Below are 15,836 nucleotides of genomic sequence, written 5' to 3'. Positions count from 1 at the left end.
TTAATGGCATCTAAGGCTTTTATCAATGTTCAGATGACTTTGTTGATCAAGACTCAAGGCTTCTAGTCTAGCGGTTCAACTTGTTCAGCTATAAAAACTATGTTATTATCACAGTATAATTTATGATCGCGATCGTATACATTAACTAAATATCTAATGATAAATGACCCGTGTTATGTTAAATGTGTAATATAAAATAGAAATTTATATTGGACACACAGTCCATTAATGACTTTTTTGTGTGAAAAGGGAGGGAAACTTAATGGCGAGAAGTGATATACAAATTGAGCGAATGTTAAATTACTTTATTGATGCAACAGCCAAACTAATAAAAGAAGAAGGAATCAAAAATATTAGTATAAGAAAAATTGCGAAGGAAGCAGGATACACAAGTTCTACTATCTATAATTATTTTTCGGAAGTTTCTCACCTCATTTTTTTTGCAGGAATGCGCTTCGTAGAGAATTATATTGAGGATTTACCTAAATATAGCGCAAGAGCAAAAGATCCATTAGAAAAATATTTATTAGGATGGGAATGTTTTTGTGACCATTCCTTTAGGGAACCTGAATTATATCATGCAATATTTATTGCAGATCTAGGAGAACATCCGGAGGAACTTTTAAAAAATTATTCTTCCATGTATCAGTCTGATACTATTCAACTTCCGGAAGAATTAGAGGGAATTGTTAGTGAGCATAATTTAAGTAAAAGAAGTAGAGAAGTTTTAGAAAAATATGCAGAAAAAGGCGTATTTAAAAAAGAAGATGTTGAAAAACTTAGTGAAATAACAATCTTGATATGGCAAGGAATGATTACATCTCTGCTTAATAATCGAGCAACTTTTACATCTGAAGAAGCTTCAAAAAAGACGATGGAATATATCCGAGATATAACTTTAAATACTGCAAATATGTTAGAAAGTAAGTAAAAAAAGAGGTAGAAAAACAGTTTTTGTTTTTCTGCCTCTTTTTTGTTCAGTTTTTAGGGTCAATAATAAAAATAGAAAATTTTCTCTATTCAGATATTTACAAAAACTACAAAACGAATTATACTGTGGTTAAGAAATCGCGATCATTAAAATATCTAGATTTTTTAAATGCTTTCAAAAAGGCGGATTTCGAAGATAATTTATTGATCATTGAAAGTTAATAAACGTTTATTTAAGAGAGGAGTATTAATATGATTAATGCGATTAACGAAAAGAGTGTTACAGGGTCTACCAAGACAAAACAGTTGGTTATTGATTCTGATGTACATTCATATTTAAGTTCACTTGATGACCTTGTACCCTATTGTAATGAGTCTCTTCAAAAGCGTTTAAATATTGGTAAATTTAAAAAGCAAGCATTTGAAGGGAAGCTAATCTCTGCAGCAGAATTTCGCTTCCCAGAATGCAGATATATCAACCCCGTTTCGGTTGTACGTGGAGATGCTTTTTCACCAGAAGGGGCTATCCCGGGTTCTGATCCTGAATTTGTAGCTAAAGATTTGTTTGATCGATCAAATACACAGTATGGAATTTTAAATTCATGTAATGCAACAATGGGGGCTTTTCACAATATAGATGTCGCTAATGGATTTAATGCAGCTTTTAATGATTGGCAATATGAGAATTGGATTGAAAAGGACAGACGGTATAAGATGTCTATGCTAGTATCACCTCTTGATCCCGTGGCAGCCGTAAAGGAAATTGAGAGAATCGGGAAAAAACCAGGAGTTGTAGCAGTTAATTTACAAACGACTACTATTCCATTTGGCAATAGACATTTATATCCTATTTATGAAGCTGCGGAACACTATGGACTGCAAATGCTGATACACCCTGATTCTGAGGCCTCAGGGGAGAACGGACCTGCACAAGCAGTAGGTCCAGCATCAACATACATGGAATGGCATACTTGTTTAGGGTTTAATGCTCAAAGAAATATTGTGAGTTTAGTTTGTGAAGGGGTCTTTGAAAAGTTCCCTAAACTAAAATTTGTATTTGTAGAATATGGTGTAGCTGGGATAGTGCCACTTTTGTGGAGAATAGATAAAAATTGGAAGACACTTCGTGAAGAAGTACCGTGGTTAAAAGAATTACCTAGCGAATATATTAAACGAAATGTCCGCTTAGGAACGCAGCCAATTGAGGAACCGTACCGTCCTAAAGATTTATTAGAAATCATTCAAATGGCTGGGATAGAGGAAATGCTTCTTTACTGCAGTGATTATCCACACTGGGACGGAGATGAAGCAGATCGGGTATTCAATACTTTTCCAAAAGAATTAAAAAATAAAATCTTTTATGAAAACGCTTTAAATACTTATAATTTTAATCGACAATAGAAAGGAAAATGGAAAATGGGTGAATTAAAAAGTGTTACAGTTTGTTCATCAGAGGATTTAAAACCCGGTCAACGACAATTAGTAAAAGTTGATGGATCAGAAATTGCCATTTTTAATCTTAATGGTCAGTTACATGCCGTTCGAAATAAATGTCCACATCAGGGAGTATCCATGGTATATGGTTCAATAGATGGAACGATGCTGCCAAGTGATCCTCATACGTATCAGTATGGAAAACATAATGAGATTTTACGCTGTCCTTTACATGGTTGGGGATTTGATATAAAAACAGGGGAGTCTTTATTTGATGCACAAAATTGTAAATTAAAGACCTATGATGTCCGTCAAGAAGGGGATTTTATTGTCTTGTATCTTAATAAAGTGCCGAAAACTGTTTCGTTAATTGAACATCACGCTTGTGTTGTATCATAAAAATTAAAATAAAAGATTTTTTTATTGCTATAAAAAGATCATGATCGTTTTTAAATCATGGTCTTTTTATAAAAAACATTATAACTGACTTAACTCTAGCCATGACATAATGGTCAGAACAGTATGTACAAAGTGTTAAAAAATTGAGAGTACTAAATAGCGATATTGACGACATTTTAATTTTTTTTTAAATCCAATTTAAGGGTATGTTCAAGTTGTAATAACTGAGCAGGTGGCCTTATATAATGAGGAGTGAAATTGGTGAAACATCAACTTTCATGGAAGGTCGGGGGTCAACAGGGAGAAGGTATTGAGAGTACGGGAGAAATCTTTTCCAAGGCTTTAAACCGACTAGGCTATTTTTTATATGCATACCGTCACTTTTCATCTCGAATTAAAGGTGGTCATACAAACAATAAGGTTCGAGTGAGTACCAGTAGAGTTAGTACAATTGCTGATGATCTAGATATATTAGTAGCATTTGATCAGGAAACAATTGATCTGAATTATTACGAGCTTCATAGTGAAGGCATAATTATTGCTGATTCAAAATTTAAACCAGTCAAACCGGAAGATACAGAAGCAAAATTTTACGCCGTGCCATTCACCGAAATAGCAGCTGAACTCGGTACACCGCTAATGAAAAATATGGTCGCCATTGGAGCGACTTGTGCGATCATTAGTCTCAATCCAGCCGTTTTTGCTGATGTCGTTAAAGAAATCTTCAGTAAAAAAGGCAACGATGTCATTCAGAAAAACATGGAAGCAATCCATCAAGGTTATACTTTCATGCAGGGAAATTTAGGGGATGTGCCTACTCCACTAGGACTAGCTCAGGCAGATGGACAGCAACGCCTATTCATGATCGGCAATGACGCAATTGCACTCGGGGCGCTCGCGGCAGGAGTCCGCATCATGGCTGCTTATCCAATCACGCCTGCTTCTGAGATCATGGAATATCTCATTGATAAACTTCCTGAAGTGGGTGGAGCAGTCATTCAGACAGAGGATGAAATTGCTGCTGCTACCATGGCAATTGGTTCTAACTACGCCGGTACCCGTTCGTTTACCGCCTCAGCTGGTCCCGGGCTTTCTCTGATGATGGAAGCTATCGGATTGTCAGGAATGACAGAAATTCCGCTTGTAGTTGTCGATACACAACGAGGGGGTCCTTCCACTGGCTTGCCCACGAAACAGGAGCAATCAGATTTAATGGCGATGATCTATGGAACCCATGGTGAGATTCCTAAAGTGGTGATAGCACCGAGCACAGCTGAAGAGGCTTTCTACGATGCAGTTGAAGCATTTAATATCGCTGAAGAATATCAATGCCCAGTTATATTACTGACTGATTTGCAACTTTCATTAGGGAAGCAAACAGTTGAGACATTTGATTTCAATTATATAGGAATTCGCCGTGGAAAATTGAAAATAGATGAAATTGTACCAGAGGATGAAAAAGCATATTTTAAACGATATGAATTGACGGAGGATGGAGTGTCTCCACGAGTGATACCAGGAACCAAAAATGGCATTCACCATGTGACAGGTGTAGAACATGATGAAACAGGAAGGCCTTCTGAAGCGCCAACTAATCGGAAGCTGCAAATGGATAAGCGTATGCGCAAGCTAGACAAATTACCTGAACGTTTTCCAAATCCTATTACAGTATATGCGCCTTATGAAAAACCTGAGCTTTTGCTTGTTGGATTCAATTCAACAATCGGAGCAATTGAAGAAGCATTGAGTCGTCTTGAAAAAGAAGGAATAAAAGTCAACCATGTGCATATTCGACTTATCCACCCGTTTCCTACCGCGTCTTTATTGCCATTTATCAAAGCTGCTGAAAATGTGCTTGTTATAGAAAACAACGTCACTGGTCAGTTAGCGAATTTAATAAAGATGAATGTTGGATACATAGATAAAGTGAAGAGTTTATTAAAATATGACGGTAATCCATTTCAGCCAATTCACCTCTACAATGCAAGCAAGGAGCTGTTGGTACATGTCCACAATTACGTTTAAAGATTTTAGAAACGATGTAAAGCCGAATTGGTGTCCTGGCTGTGGTGATTTTTCTGTTCAGGCAGCAATCCAACGGGCTGCAGCCAATGCAGGACTTACACCGGAAAATATGGCTGTTATTTCTGGCATTGGCTGTTCAGGGAGGATCTCAGGTTATATTAAATCATATGGTCTTCATGGTATTCATGGGCGTTCACTGCCAATTGCCCAAGGTGTCAAAATGGCAAATCGAGATTTGACTGTTATTGCTTCTGGCGGCGACGGTGATGGCTACGCAATTGGGTTGGGCCACACAATCCATGCGATGCGCCGTAATATCGACCTTACTTATATTGTAATGGATAATCAGATATATGGACTGACAAAAGGGCAGACTTCTCCACGTTCTGCTGCTGGATTTGTAACAAAATCAACTCCACATGGTGCAATTGAAAAAACACTGTCGCCAATGGAATTAGCTGTTTCAAGCGGAGCAACATTTGTTGCTCAAAGCTTTTCTACTGATTTAAAAGATTTGACAGCGATTATTGAAGCAGGAATTAAGCATAAAGGGTTCTCTTTGATAAATGTGTTCAGTCCTTGCGTTACCTATAATAAAGTAAACACATATGACTGGTTTAAAGAACACTTAGTCAACCTGAATGAAATTGAAGGGTACGATCCTGCTAGCCGGGAAATGGCTATGAAAACATTAATCGAACATGAAAGTCTTGTGAAAGGCATTATTTATCAAGACAAAGATCGTCTATCATATCAAGATCTCGCAAATGGTTATGCTGAACAGTCACTGGCTCATTCAAACATTGAGCTTCATCCCAACCATTTTGAGAAACTGATGAGTGAGTTTATTTAAAGACTGGATTACAGGCGGCGGTTCTAAAATAATCACCTTAGCTTTCTAAATCTTTTTTGGAAAGGCTCGAGACAAAACAAAAGATTAGAGAGGAGAAAGCGAGCAAGAATGGCTAACTATACGATCGTAGATAAAGAAACTTGTATTGCTTGTGGAGCTTGTGGTGCTACAGCTCCTGAAATTTATGATTATGATGATGAAGGTATTGCGTTTGTACTATTAGATAATAATGAGGGAACCACATTGGTACCTGATGAAATCGAGGAAGATATGATAGATGCTTTTGAAGGATGTCCAACCGACTCTATTAAAGTAGCTCAAGTGCCTTTTGACGGTAATCCTTACAATGAAGCGTAACATCTCTGGATTCTTTATCGATAAGTAAAAATGTTAAAAGAACTCAATGGTGCAATAGACAATATATCGACTTTTTTACAAAGTAGCAGCAAAATGATAGGGGAGTGGAAATTGGGAATAAATAGTTTGTTACAATCGATTCCATCAAAAATGAAAGCAGTAGTTGTAACAGAATATGGGGGAGTGGAAAAGCTTGAGGAACGGAAAGTACCTGTACCAATTCCTAAGGAAAATGAGGTACTAGTAAAAATATATGCCTGTGCTGTAAATAATTCAGATATTTTAATGCGTGAAGGCGGTTACGGTACAGATACGAAGTCAAGCGAAAAAGCGGGTTGGAAACGAGAGGCCATTTCTTTTCCTCGCATTCCTGGAACAGATGTTGCAGGGCAAATCGTAGCAGTAGGTTCAAATATTAATCCAGCATGCTTGGGTGAAAAAGTAGTGTTATTTCCATTTATATCTTCAGCTCCTGAAGGTTTAGAACATATGGCAGATGATATAACCTTAATGAGTTCTGAGTGTGATGGTGGTTATGCCGAGTATATTACATGGCCAAAGGAATTGTGCAGACCAATGCCGCTGACTGGTTATGTTGAAAGTTCTTCTTTTATTGTTAGCTGTTTTACTGCATGGCATATGCTTGAAAAAAGTAAAGTTGTTCCTGGAGAAAAGGTACTTATTACAGGGGCTACTGGAGGAGTTGGGTCCTATGCCGTTCAAATTGCCTCAAAAGTATTTGGTGCAAATGTCATTGCACTAGTAAGAGATCTATCTTTAAAAGAAAAAATGGTAGAACTGGGAGCAAATGAAGTTTTATCATACAAATCAACAACTTTAGCAGATGACGTTATAAAGGCTGCAGATGGAAAGGTTGATGTAGTACTGGATGTTGTGGGGGATCCTTTATTTTCAACTTGTTTGAAGGTACTAAGAAATGGGGGACGGTTAGCAATATCCGGTGCTGTTAGCGGGGCGATTACACAGCTTGATATCCGTACAGTCTATTTAAACCATCTTTCAATAATAGGGTGCACGTTAGGAACTCGGAAAGAATTCGATCAAATGTTAGATGTGATTCACTCAGAGAAAATAAGGCCGCTTATTGATAAGGTTTTTCCATTAGAAAAAGCGCGAGACGCTCAGGAATACTTTAAAAGGTCAGAGAAATTCGGGAAAGTAATATTGCAAAATAAGCTTGAGAATTAATTCATATACGAGGAGGGCTCTCTATTGAATAGAGTAGTGTCTAATAAAATTAAATATCTTGCAAATTATTTAATTGAAGCTGAGAAGAGTCAAAAACCGAATAACCCATTAACTGAAGTGGAGCCAGATTTAACGTTAGACGAAGCTTATGAAGTTCAGCTGCAAGTGGTTCAGGAAAAACTATCTCAAGGAGTTAAGATTGTTGGTAAAAAAATTGGTTTAACTTCTCGTGACATGCAAATCATGTACGGTATTGATACGCCAGATTGCGGACATTTATTTGAAAATATGATTGTTGAAAATAACCATGAGGTGTCCTTTAATGATGTCATTCAGCCGAAGATCGAATCTGAAATCGCATTTGTGTTAAAGAAAGATTTAAAGGGTCCGAATGTTACCATTGAAGATGTTCTTCAAGCAACAGATTATGTTCTTCCTTCTATTGAAATAATTGATAGTAGAATAAAAGATTGGAATGTGAAATTGCAAGATACCGTTGCAGATAATGCATCTTCTGGTCTTTATGTTCTTGGAGATAAACCTATTTCAGTGGATGAGGTTAATCTTCCTGATATCAACATGAAAGTTTATCAAAATGGTCAATTGATGAAAGAAGGGATAGGAAAAAACGCAATGGAGCATCCGGCAGCTTGTGTTGCATGGCTTGCAAATAAATTAGCAGAGTTCGATGTAGTATTACAAGCTGGAGAAGTGATACTTTCTGGTGCCCTTGCTACTACTATTGATGTTGTGCCAGGTGATGAATTCACAGCTGTATTTGAACATTTAGGAGAAGTGAAAGTTAAATTCACAAAATAATAGGAGCCTATCAAAAATTCTTAATTATAAGATTCTAAGCATAATGTTAACTTTTGCTTTTTAAGAGGGGAGCTTTACTTGGTATTTCTATCGATCTTAGGTCCAATGTTTATTATGGCGGTTATATCTGTAATTGGATATGTAATTGCAAGAACCAATGAAATCACAGCTGAATCAAAGCAACTACTTATAAGTATCATGATTAATGTAGCGATCCCATGCATCATTTTGGATGGTGCTTTTAAAACCAAGGTAGGGAAAGAGTTAATGTCCCAGCTGATCATTATTTTTATTTTTTCAATAATTATCAGTTTATTATCGTTACTATTAGGGTGGGTTTTTGCCAGGATTTTTAACTATTCTCCTAGTAATGCAAGGAAAATGGCTTTTATTGCTGGATTGGGGAATACGGGATTTATTGGGATTCCTTTATGTGCGGCAATATTCGGTCCCAAAGGGGCTCTACTTGCTGCAGCATTTGATACAGGTGTAGGCATTGTTTTATTCACAGTAGCTATTGCGTTATTGCAAGATAATTATCAGTTTACATTTGCATCTTTAAAACAATTAATTAATCCCCCAATTATTTCAATAGTTATAGCTTTATTTGTAATCGTTGCTGAAATTCAACCGCCAGAAGTTATTCAACAATTAAATGGTATGTTAGCAAATTTAGCTACCCCTCTTGGAATGCTTTACATTGGAATTCTTATAAGGATGATGCTTAAACAAAGGGGGACTATGTCAATTAGTAGATTGACAGTACCTATATTATTGAAGTTAATTATCTTCCCGATTTTAACAATAGTAGTTGTGGTATTTACTAACTTTTCCATGATGATGAAGCAAGTAATTATTATTCAAGTGGCAATGCCTACGATGACAATCGCTCCAGTATTATTAGCACGTTATACACAAGATGAAGAAATAGGGGTAAAGGCAGCGGTTTATTCAACAATTTGTGCAATCTTGACAGTTCCCTTTATTGTTTTCTTAGGAAGTAAAATATTTTGAAAATTTATATTTATTAAAAAGTTGGATTACAGAGAGGATTGATTTGATGACAGTGAAGGCTGAAAATAAAACATATGTTAATTATATAAATGGTGAATGGAAATCTTCTTCTACTAATGAAGTTCAGGCTAGCATTAATCCTGCTAATAAAAACGAAATCGTTGGATATTCTTCAAAATCAACAAAAGATGATTTGGATCAAGCAGTTACATCGGCCAAAAAGGCACAAATCGCTTGGAGAAAATTATCGGCTCCTGCAAGAGGAGAGTATCTTTATAAAGTTGCCAATGTATTAGAGGCAAGATTAGAAGAAGTGGCAGAAACAATGACAAGGGAAATGGGAAAAACACTCCAAGAGGCGAAAGGTGAAACGGCACGTGGTGTAGCCATTCTTCGCTATTATGCCGGAGAGGGGATGCGTAAAATAGGAGATGTAATCCCTTCTACAGATAGTGAAGCATTTATGTTCACAAGTAGAGTGCCGCTAGGGGTTGTGGGAGTAATTACACCGTGGAATTTTCCCGTTGCGATTCCAATTTGGAAGATGGCACCGGCTCTTGTTTACGGTAATACAGTTGTATTAAAGCCAGCAACCGAAACAGCCGTAACAGCAGCAAAAGTAATAGAATGTTTCCATGAAGCGGGATTGCCAGCTGGTGTTATTAATATGGTTACAGGCTCAGGTACCATTATTGGACAAGGCATTATTGATCATCCTGATATTAATGGCATCACATTTACTGGTTCAGATAGTGTAGGAAAACGGGTTGGTCAAGGAGCGCTTGCACGCGGAGCTAAATATCAATTGGAAATGGGCGGGAAAAACCCAGTGATTGTCGCTGAGGATGCCGATCTTGATCTTGCTGTTGAAGCAACAATAAATGGAGGCCTTCGCTCAACAGGCCAGAAATGTACCGCTACTAGCCGCGTAATCATTCAAAGCTCTGTTTATAATGTATTTAAAGAAAAGCTGCTAGCTAAAGTAAAGGAAATAAAAGTAGGCGAAGGATTAAGTAGTGACACTTGGATGGGGCCGTGTTCGAGTGAAAGCCAATTAATTACGGTATTGGATTACATTGAAAAAGGAAAAGCGGAAGGTGCAGTGCTTTTATTTGGTGGACGCAAATGCGAAGCTGTTGGCTTGGAGAATGGCTTTTATGTACAACCGACTGTATTCGAAAATGTAACCTCCAGTATGACAATTGCTCAAGAAGAAATTTTTGGACCTGTATTAGCATTGATGGAAGTCGATACGATGGAAGAAGCATTAACAGTGGCAAATGATGTAGAGTTTGGACTTAGTGCATCCATCTTTACAACAAATATTCAAAAGATGCTTTCGTTCATCAATGAAATGGAAGCAGGCCTTGTACGCATCAATGCTGAGAGTGCTGGAGTAGAACTACAGGCTCCATTTGGCGGGATGAAAAAATCCAGTTCTCTTTCACGTGAACAAGGTCAAGCGGCAATCGAATTTTTTACAAATATTAAAACAGTATTTGTAAAAGGTTAATATCATTTAATCTGTCATAGTACGCCATACTTAAAATGGAGTAGGGAAGGAGTTGCAAGCACGCTATGCAGTCCTTGCGACTCCTTCTCCAATCACACGCAAAATAGCAGTAGATATTTTGCGTGTGATTGGAGAAGCTCTTGATAAGATTGTTTATGGTCCACAAGTGGGTGCTGCTTTTTGAACTAATGAAACGGTACCTCAAGTTCGGGGAAATGTAAACGTTTTAGCTGCTTCTAAAAAATCATTTGATGTTCTTATCCATAGTCTCAATCTTATCCGTTCAAGAATCGTCCTATGTTTTTCCAGGCTGTATAAAACTACAATTAACATTAACATTACTTGCTGGAGGTTGTTCTTAACTGATGAACAGCTGTTCAAACAAGGTTCAGTGCAGCACAGTAACAGCTAGGAACCGGCCCTCTTCAATATTAAAGAAAGAAATTCACGACTGTGGTTTTACATCAATCACGATGAATTTATAGAGCGACTCATTTAAACTCATTTTTCAAAACTATATCAAGACTTATTAATTTACTGACATTTTAATAAGTCACAGGAGGGAATTTATGAGTAAGGTCCGTACAATGGAAGAAATGCCTTTAAGTCGGTTTCATTATAAAATGTTTGCTTATGCCAGTGGGAGTACATTCCTCGATGGGTATATTATAGGAATTATTGCGGTAGCACTTTCTGTCATGCAGACTCAACTTGATATGTCTGTAACCATGATAGGTCTGATTGGGGCGGCAACTCTTGCGGGTATGTTATTTGGTGGAATAATAGGAGGCTATCTTACAGACCTTATTGGCCGGAAAAAGATGTTTCTCATCGATATGCTTGTCATGGCAGTCGTGTCAATCCTTCAGTTTTATGTCAATGATCCCATGCAGTTGGTCATTTTACGATTTATTTTAGGGATTGCGGTAGGGGCGGATTATCCCATTGCAGGCGCCTTGATGACGGAATTTTCACCGACAAAAAATCGTGGTTCCTTACTTGGAGGTCTTAATGGACTTTGGTATATCGGTTACGTAAGTTCCTTTTTGGTCGGATATCTTATGTTGTCCATTGGTGATGACAGCTGGAGATGGATGCTTGCAAGCAGTGCGATCCCAGTAATCATCATGCTTATTTCACGTTTAAATATGCCAGAATCCCCTCGTTGGCTGGCCAGCAAAGGACGGGAAAAAGAAGCAAAAGCAATTGTTCAGAAAATATTCGGGGAAAATGTAATCCTGTCGGCCGAAGCTGAGGAGAAGGAGAAAACCTCCTATCTCGATATGTTTCGAAATGGTTATGGAAAATTAATACTTTTTGTTACGCTTTTCTATTCACTTCAAGTTCTCCCCCTTTATGGAATAAATACCTATATTCCTGAGATTCTTGCACAATTTGGTTTTGCAAATGGAACGAGAGAATACCTGGGGGCAGCGGTCATTAATCTTATCTATCTTATTGGCTTACTTCCTGCCCTTTATCTTGTGGAAAAGTTTGGGAGAAGACCTACTCTCTATTGGTCATTTTTAGTATGTTCCATCTCTTTATTCATACTGGGAGCAATCTCTGGATTAAATGTGCCATTTGTTTTTATCTTAGCTCTCTTTGTCATATATGGAACGTTTAATACCGGGATGGGAGCCCATACCTGGATCTATCCGAATGAACTTTTCCCAACCCATATTAGGGGTACGGCAATGGGCTTTACCACAGGAGTGGCCCGTATCGCTTCTGCCATTGGTACGTTTTTCTCTCCGGCCATTATGGCGACTTATGGTTTGGCAGCTACGCTGTATATTTGTGGAGCGATTCTTTTCATTGGATTCTTAGTCTCTCTATTCATGGCTCCGGAAACAAAGAATATGAGTTTAACGGAAGCCAGCTCCCTCAACAAATCCAAAGGTATAGAGCACGATAGCTTCGCATCGAAAAAAACGGCTAATTAGAAAGGAAGAAACTTTGTGGACAGCAGGAACAAGTTCTGGATTCACTACTGTACCAAAATGTGAAGAGTCGTGTAAAATTCAGAATACTGGACTTGTTTCTGTTTTCCTTTAGTTTACCAGGTGTGGCATTGTAGAGGTTGAAAATCACGGATATGACTATCATCCTCATAAAAAAGAATAGGAGTCGCTCATCAAGTTTTTATCAAATCGAGTTCGGTTTGGAAGTTCTGCTGTTTTTGCTTATCTGCTTTCAGTATGACTCTTTTGCAAACCCGAGTTCACATGGCGTCTGTTCGCTAATGCTAATGATGGCTGCCCAAAAAGATCAAGATGTGAAAGACCTCCAACAACATGTATTCTGTATTCGTATTGACAGAAGATAAAACAGCTTGCTTTTAAAAATTCAAGGAGGGATAGCTTTGAAAATACTCCAATTTCTGAAAGAGGACGAGATTCAATTTCTCATTTTTATCTTTGGTTCATTCACAGTTAGAACATGGCTATGTTACTTGCGACTTAGAAAGCGTTATGATTTAATTTGTAACCTAAATTTTCCAAAAAAAGCCCACACTTTAAAGTTTGGGCTGTTTTTGGATTTCTATCTATTGATTGATGAAATTATTCCAGTGAAGTAGTATTGGAGAGGTACACTGATAATAATATGGAATATTTACAGTGGGAATGATATTGGAGTTGGATGAGCATGTATGTTTTATTACATATTTCATATAAAATTTTTCACTAGACTTAGAGCTTAGTAATGGTGAAAAAATAAGCACAAGGCGCTGGCCGATAAAAAGAAGAGAGCATCTGTAAACTACACAGATGCCCTCCTTATTTTCTCCAAGATCCATTATTAATCTCACAATGAAGTATTTAATCTACCGGACGGTCATCAAAATCATAGTCTACCGTACCAGGAGCTACACGTGCATTTGTTAATGCCGGAGTTTCCGGACGGGCAATTTGATACACACTGGCACCGACAATTTCAGCTGCTTGCTGCAATTTTTCTTTCGATATCTTATCCAGTGTATCTGTAGGCTGGTGATACCAAGGCTCTACAGGGGAATGGATAAACAAGGCGGATGGAATGCCAAGCTCATGGAATGGTTGGTGGTCACTCCTGCCCAGCTGTCCATAAGGAATCGCAACATCCATCGTTCTGGCCCCTGCTGAGGAACCCAGGTCCGTCACAAGGTTTTTCTTTCCATCAATGGTATACATAATCAAACCACCTGCAGGATTATCCTCGCCAGCGTCACGTCCGCCTATCATATCCATTTGGAAGTGAGCCACCATGCGGTCTACATCTTCTTTGGGAAGGGAATCAGCATAGAAGGATGATCCAACGAGCCCTCTTTCCTCAGATCCGAACGTGAGGAAGCGAATTTCAGTGTCAATTGGGGTTTTGGCCAGGATCCTTGCCAGTTCCAGCACAGCTGATACACCAGAAGCATCATCGTTTGCACCAGGGCCGCCCGGGACAGAATCATGATGGGCTCCAACAGTCACGATTTGACCATTATCCTTATTGGCTTTTGGTTTTAGGGAAGCGATGACATTGTAGGATGTCTTTTCGATTCTTTCAGCTTTTCCCACTTCAAGAGTGGACGTGATTTGTTTAGTTTTAAGCTGTTCGACCAACTCTAACCCTTGGGCTTGGGTAATGGCTACAGCAGGTATATTTTGCCCCGCTGATACTTGTCCGAAATTATTTCCTGATGGTGAGTTGTTGTACATTAAAACGCCAACCGCTCCTTTATTTAGGACATTCTGAACCTTTTCAACAAAGGTAATGTCCCCACGTTCAACTAGTGCAATTTTCCCGGATACATTTTCTCCAACTTCCTCTGGCTTTGCTTTTCCAACATTAACAAGTTCGGCCGTTACCTTTCCGCTGATACTGCCGCTAAGGGCACGCGGTGTTCCTCCTAAATCACTGTCACCAATTTTTACTTTTACATTTTGCACCGTATCATAGATGGGAAAAGGCTGAATCTTTGTTTCGAAACCAAGACTCTTAAACTGACTTTCTATGTATTTGACTGCACGGAGCTCCCCTTCTGTACCAGCAGCTCTCGGTTGTTCTGATAGATAGGCAATCGTATTATACATATTGTCCGCACTAATTTTTTTGATAACTTTGTTATCAAAAGCTGTGTCAGACTGGGCATTTATTGCTCCGCTAGTTTGTGCAAATACTGTACCGGTTGATAGAACCATACCCGCAGCTAATAGTACTGTTAGTGATTTTCTATACATATAATCCCTCCTTATTCATAATCTTCCTAATTATGTATTTAACTGAATAGTTTGTAAATGAGTCATTAGTCTTTAAATTCCGAATATCAATCGTTTCTGACACCCGCCTCCCTTAAGATTATGCCGCAAAGAAAAAGCGATCCTTCTTAATGAAGAATCGCATCATGTATTGAAGCCGTCAATATATTGTATTGTAAAAAAATGATCAAACATTCAAATCTATCAACCTCATTTTAACCTAACTTTTGAAAAGCAATACTGTTTAGTCCAAATGACAATTTGAAAAAGATAGGGAATTCAATTCTTTCTGGACTAGAAAATCTATGTACGATCTTGGAATGACTTCGGATAAATCATGTAAGAAATCAGTCCGTATTGTCGATAAGGGAGTCCGCCGACAAAACGGGGATATTATACGTTAAGTAATTTTCAGACTAAAAAATCGATTTACTTAATATTCATTTTTTATTATTGATTTAACCATTCCCTAAAATATTCTAATGTTCAAACCTTCACAAATTGTTCACAACAATGATGAAAACGCTTACGGTTTCCATTGTATAATATATATATCCTAATTGATTTCATAGTTTTGCACCAATTATCATACAATTTTAAATAAATAATTGAATAGACAGAAAGGAGATAATCAGGTGATCTTAAAATCGTTGAAAAAAAAGGGCATAACAACCATCATTTATTATAAAGAAGGAGTATTAAAAACATGCAAGGGTCAATTGCATAAACTTAACCTTAATGAACAAACCCTTTCCTTAAAGGATGAAAATCAAAAGATTTTCTCTATTCGTTTATCTCGTATTATGGAAATTTATTAATTTAATTGCTTTCAATTAACATATTTAAATAACAATATATTTATTAATCCCGAATCTCTAGTTTATTACTAGAGGTTCTTTTTTCATATATGGAAAGCTGGTCAGTTTAGTATTCCTAATTTTTCAGTTTTGAAAAAAATGGGGCTCCTCATTTCCGGATTAATAAATATAGTTTTTATTCTATGGCCAGTATCCTTCGTATGGAATTCCTCAAAATGGTGTTCGTAAGAAAGGCT

The 15,836-nt window shown here is 37.6% G+C and carries 13 protein-coding genes; 12 read left to right on the top strand and 1 reads right to left on the bottom strand.

The window, feature by feature from the left end:
* Positions 1-262: 262 nt before the first annotated feature.
* The 11 genes from AC2YHV_RS14700 to AC2YHV_RS14650 all read left to right on the top strand — a co-directional run bounded on the left by AC2YHV_RS14700 (position 263) and on the right by AC2YHV_RS14650 (position 12,499).
* Positions 263-931 carry a TetR/AcrR family transcriptional regulator gene (locus AC2YHV_RS14700; protein ID WP_063575974.1) on the top strand — a complete coding sequence of 223 codons (669 nt, stop codon included), beginning with the start codon at positions 263-265 and terminating at the stop codon, positions 929-931.
* A gap of 251 nt (positions 932-1,182) precedes the next feature.
* The gene (locus tag AC2YHV_RS14695; protein WP_063575975.1) at positions 1,183-2,331 is read left to right on the top strand and encodes an amidohydrolase family protein; all 1,149 of its coding nucleotides are present in this window, start codon (positions 1,183-1,185) and stop codon (positions 2,329-2,331) included.
* A 15-nt stretch (positions 2,332-2,346) separates the two neighbouring features.
* Entirely contained in the window at positions 2,347-2,763 is a 417-nt protein-coding gene (locus tag AC2YHV_RS14690) for a Rieske (2Fe-2S) protein (protein WP_063575976.1), read from the top strand.
* A 261-nt stretch (positions 2,764-3,024) separates the two neighbouring features.
* A complete protein-coding gene (locus AC2YHV_RS14685) occupies positions 3,025-4,788 on the top strand; it encodes a 2-oxoacid:acceptor oxidoreductase subunit alpha (RefSeq protein ID WP_487373497.1) in 1,764 nt (587 codons plus the stop codon).
* Positions 4,769-5,641: a 2-oxoacid:ferredoxin oxidoreductase subunit beta gene (locus tag AC2YHV_RS14680; protein ID WP_063575978.1), complete on the top strand. Its 873-nt coding sequence runs from the start codon at positions 4,769-4,771 to the stop codon at positions 5,639-5,641. The genes AC2YHV_RS14685 and AC2YHV_RS14680 overlap by 20 nt, the downstream gene beginning before the upstream one ends.
* 108 nt (positions 5,642-5,749) lie before the next feature.
* Complete coding sequence (locus AC2YHV_RS14675) at positions 5,750-5,998, top strand: ferredoxin (RefSeq protein WP_487373496.1); 249 nt, start codon at positions 5,750-5,752, stop codon at positions 5,996-5,998.
* 30 nt (positions 5,999-6,028) lie between these two features.
* Positions 6,029-7,207, top strand: coding sequence for a zinc-binding dehydrogenase (locus AC2YHV_RS14670; RefSeq protein WP_487373495.1), 1,179 nt, complete (start codon positions 6,029-6,031; stop codon positions 7,205-7,207).
* A 24-nt stretch (positions 7,208-7,231) separates the two neighbouring features.
* Positions 7,232-8,026 (top strand): 2-keto-4-pentenoate hydratase, encoded by a 795-nt coding sequence (locus tag AC2YHV_RS14665; RefSeq protein WP_487373494.1) that lies wholly within the window; start codon positions 7,232-7,234, stop codon positions 8,024-8,026.
* Positions 8,027-8,104: 78 nt separating this feature from the next.
* Complete coding sequence (locus tag AC2YHV_RS14660; RefSeq protein WP_487373493.1) at positions 8,105-9,040, top strand: AEC family transporter; 936 nt, start codon at positions 8,105-8,107, stop codon at positions 9,038-9,040.
* 46 nt (positions 9,041-9,086) lie between these two features.
* The gene (gene gucD, locus AC2YHV_RS14655) at positions 9,087-10,553 is read left to right on the top strand and encodes an alpha-ketoglutaric semialdehyde dehydrogenase GucD (protein ID WP_278089854.1); all 1,467 of its coding nucleotides are present in this window, start codon (positions 9,087-9,089) and stop codon (positions 10,551-10,553) included.
* Between the two features lie 569 nt (positions 10,554-11,122).
* Entirely contained in the window at positions 11,123-12,499 is a 1,377-nt protein-coding gene (locus tag AC2YHV_RS14650) for an MFS transporter (protein WP_063575981.1), read from the top strand.
* Between the two features lie 876 nt (positions 12,500-13,375).
* Here the strand turns inward: AC2YHV_RS14650 and AC2YHV_RS14645 are convergent.
* On the bottom strand, positions 13,376-14,764 hold the full coding sequence (locus AC2YHV_RS14645) for a M28 family peptidase (protein WP_487373492.1): 1,389 nt from the start codon (positions 14,762-14,764) through the stop codon (positions 13,376-13,378).
* A 653-nt stretch (positions 14,765-15,417) separates the two neighbouring features.
* Here AC2YHV_RS14645 and AC2YHV_RS14640 point away from each other — a divergent pair.
* A complete protein-coding gene (locus AC2YHV_RS14640; protein WP_034307388.1) occupies positions 15,418-15,600 on the top strand; it encodes a YolD-like family protein in 183 nt (60 codons plus the stop codon).
* The last annotated feature ends 236 nt before the right edge of the window (positions 15,601-15,836 follow it).

Source organism: Peribacillus sp. SRI_006, from assembly GCF_057586375.1.
Note: the sequence above shows the minus strand (reverse complement) of the source record. Positions and strands in the feature narration are given on the sequence as shown.

Excerpts from the sequence above, each read along its gene's own strand:
- AC2YHV_RS14670 (WP_487373495.1), top strand. The coding sequence starts at position 6,029 with ATGTTAAAAGAACTCAATGGTGCAATAGACAATATATCGACTTTTTTA.
- AC2YHV_RS14675 (WP_487373496.1), top strand. The coding sequence starts at position 5,750 with ATGGCTAACTATACGATCGTAGATAAAGAAACTTGTATTGCTTGTGGA.
- gucD (WP_278089854.1), top strand. The coding sequence starts at position 9,087 with ATGACAGTGAAGGCTGAAAATAAAACATATGTTAATTATATAAATGGT.
- AC2YHV_RS14690 (WP_063575976.1), top strand. The coding sequence starts at position 2,347 with ATGGGTGAATTAAAAAGTGTTACAGTTTGTTCATCAGAGGATTTAAAA.
- AC2YHV_RS14645 (WP_487373492.1), bottom strand. The coding sequence starts at position 14,764 with ATGTATAGAAAATCACTAACAGTACTATTAGCTGCGGGTATGGTTCTA.
- AC2YHV_RS14700 (WP_063575974.1), top strand. The coding sequence starts at position 263 with ATGGCGAGAAGTGATATACAAATTGAGCGAATGTTAAATTACTTTATT.
- AC2YHV_RS14650 (WP_063575981.1), top strand. The coding sequence starts at position 11,123 with ATGAGTAAGGTCCGTACAATGGAAGAAATGCCTTTAAGTCGGTTTCAT.
- AC2YHV_RS14680 (WP_063575978.1), top strand. The coding sequence starts at position 4,769 with ATGTCCACAATTACGTTTAAAGATTTTAGAAACGATGTAAAGCCGAAT.
- AC2YHV_RS14695 (WP_063575975.1), top strand. The coding sequence starts at position 1,183 with ATGATTAATGCGATTAACGAAAAGAGTGTTACAGGGTCTACCAAGACA.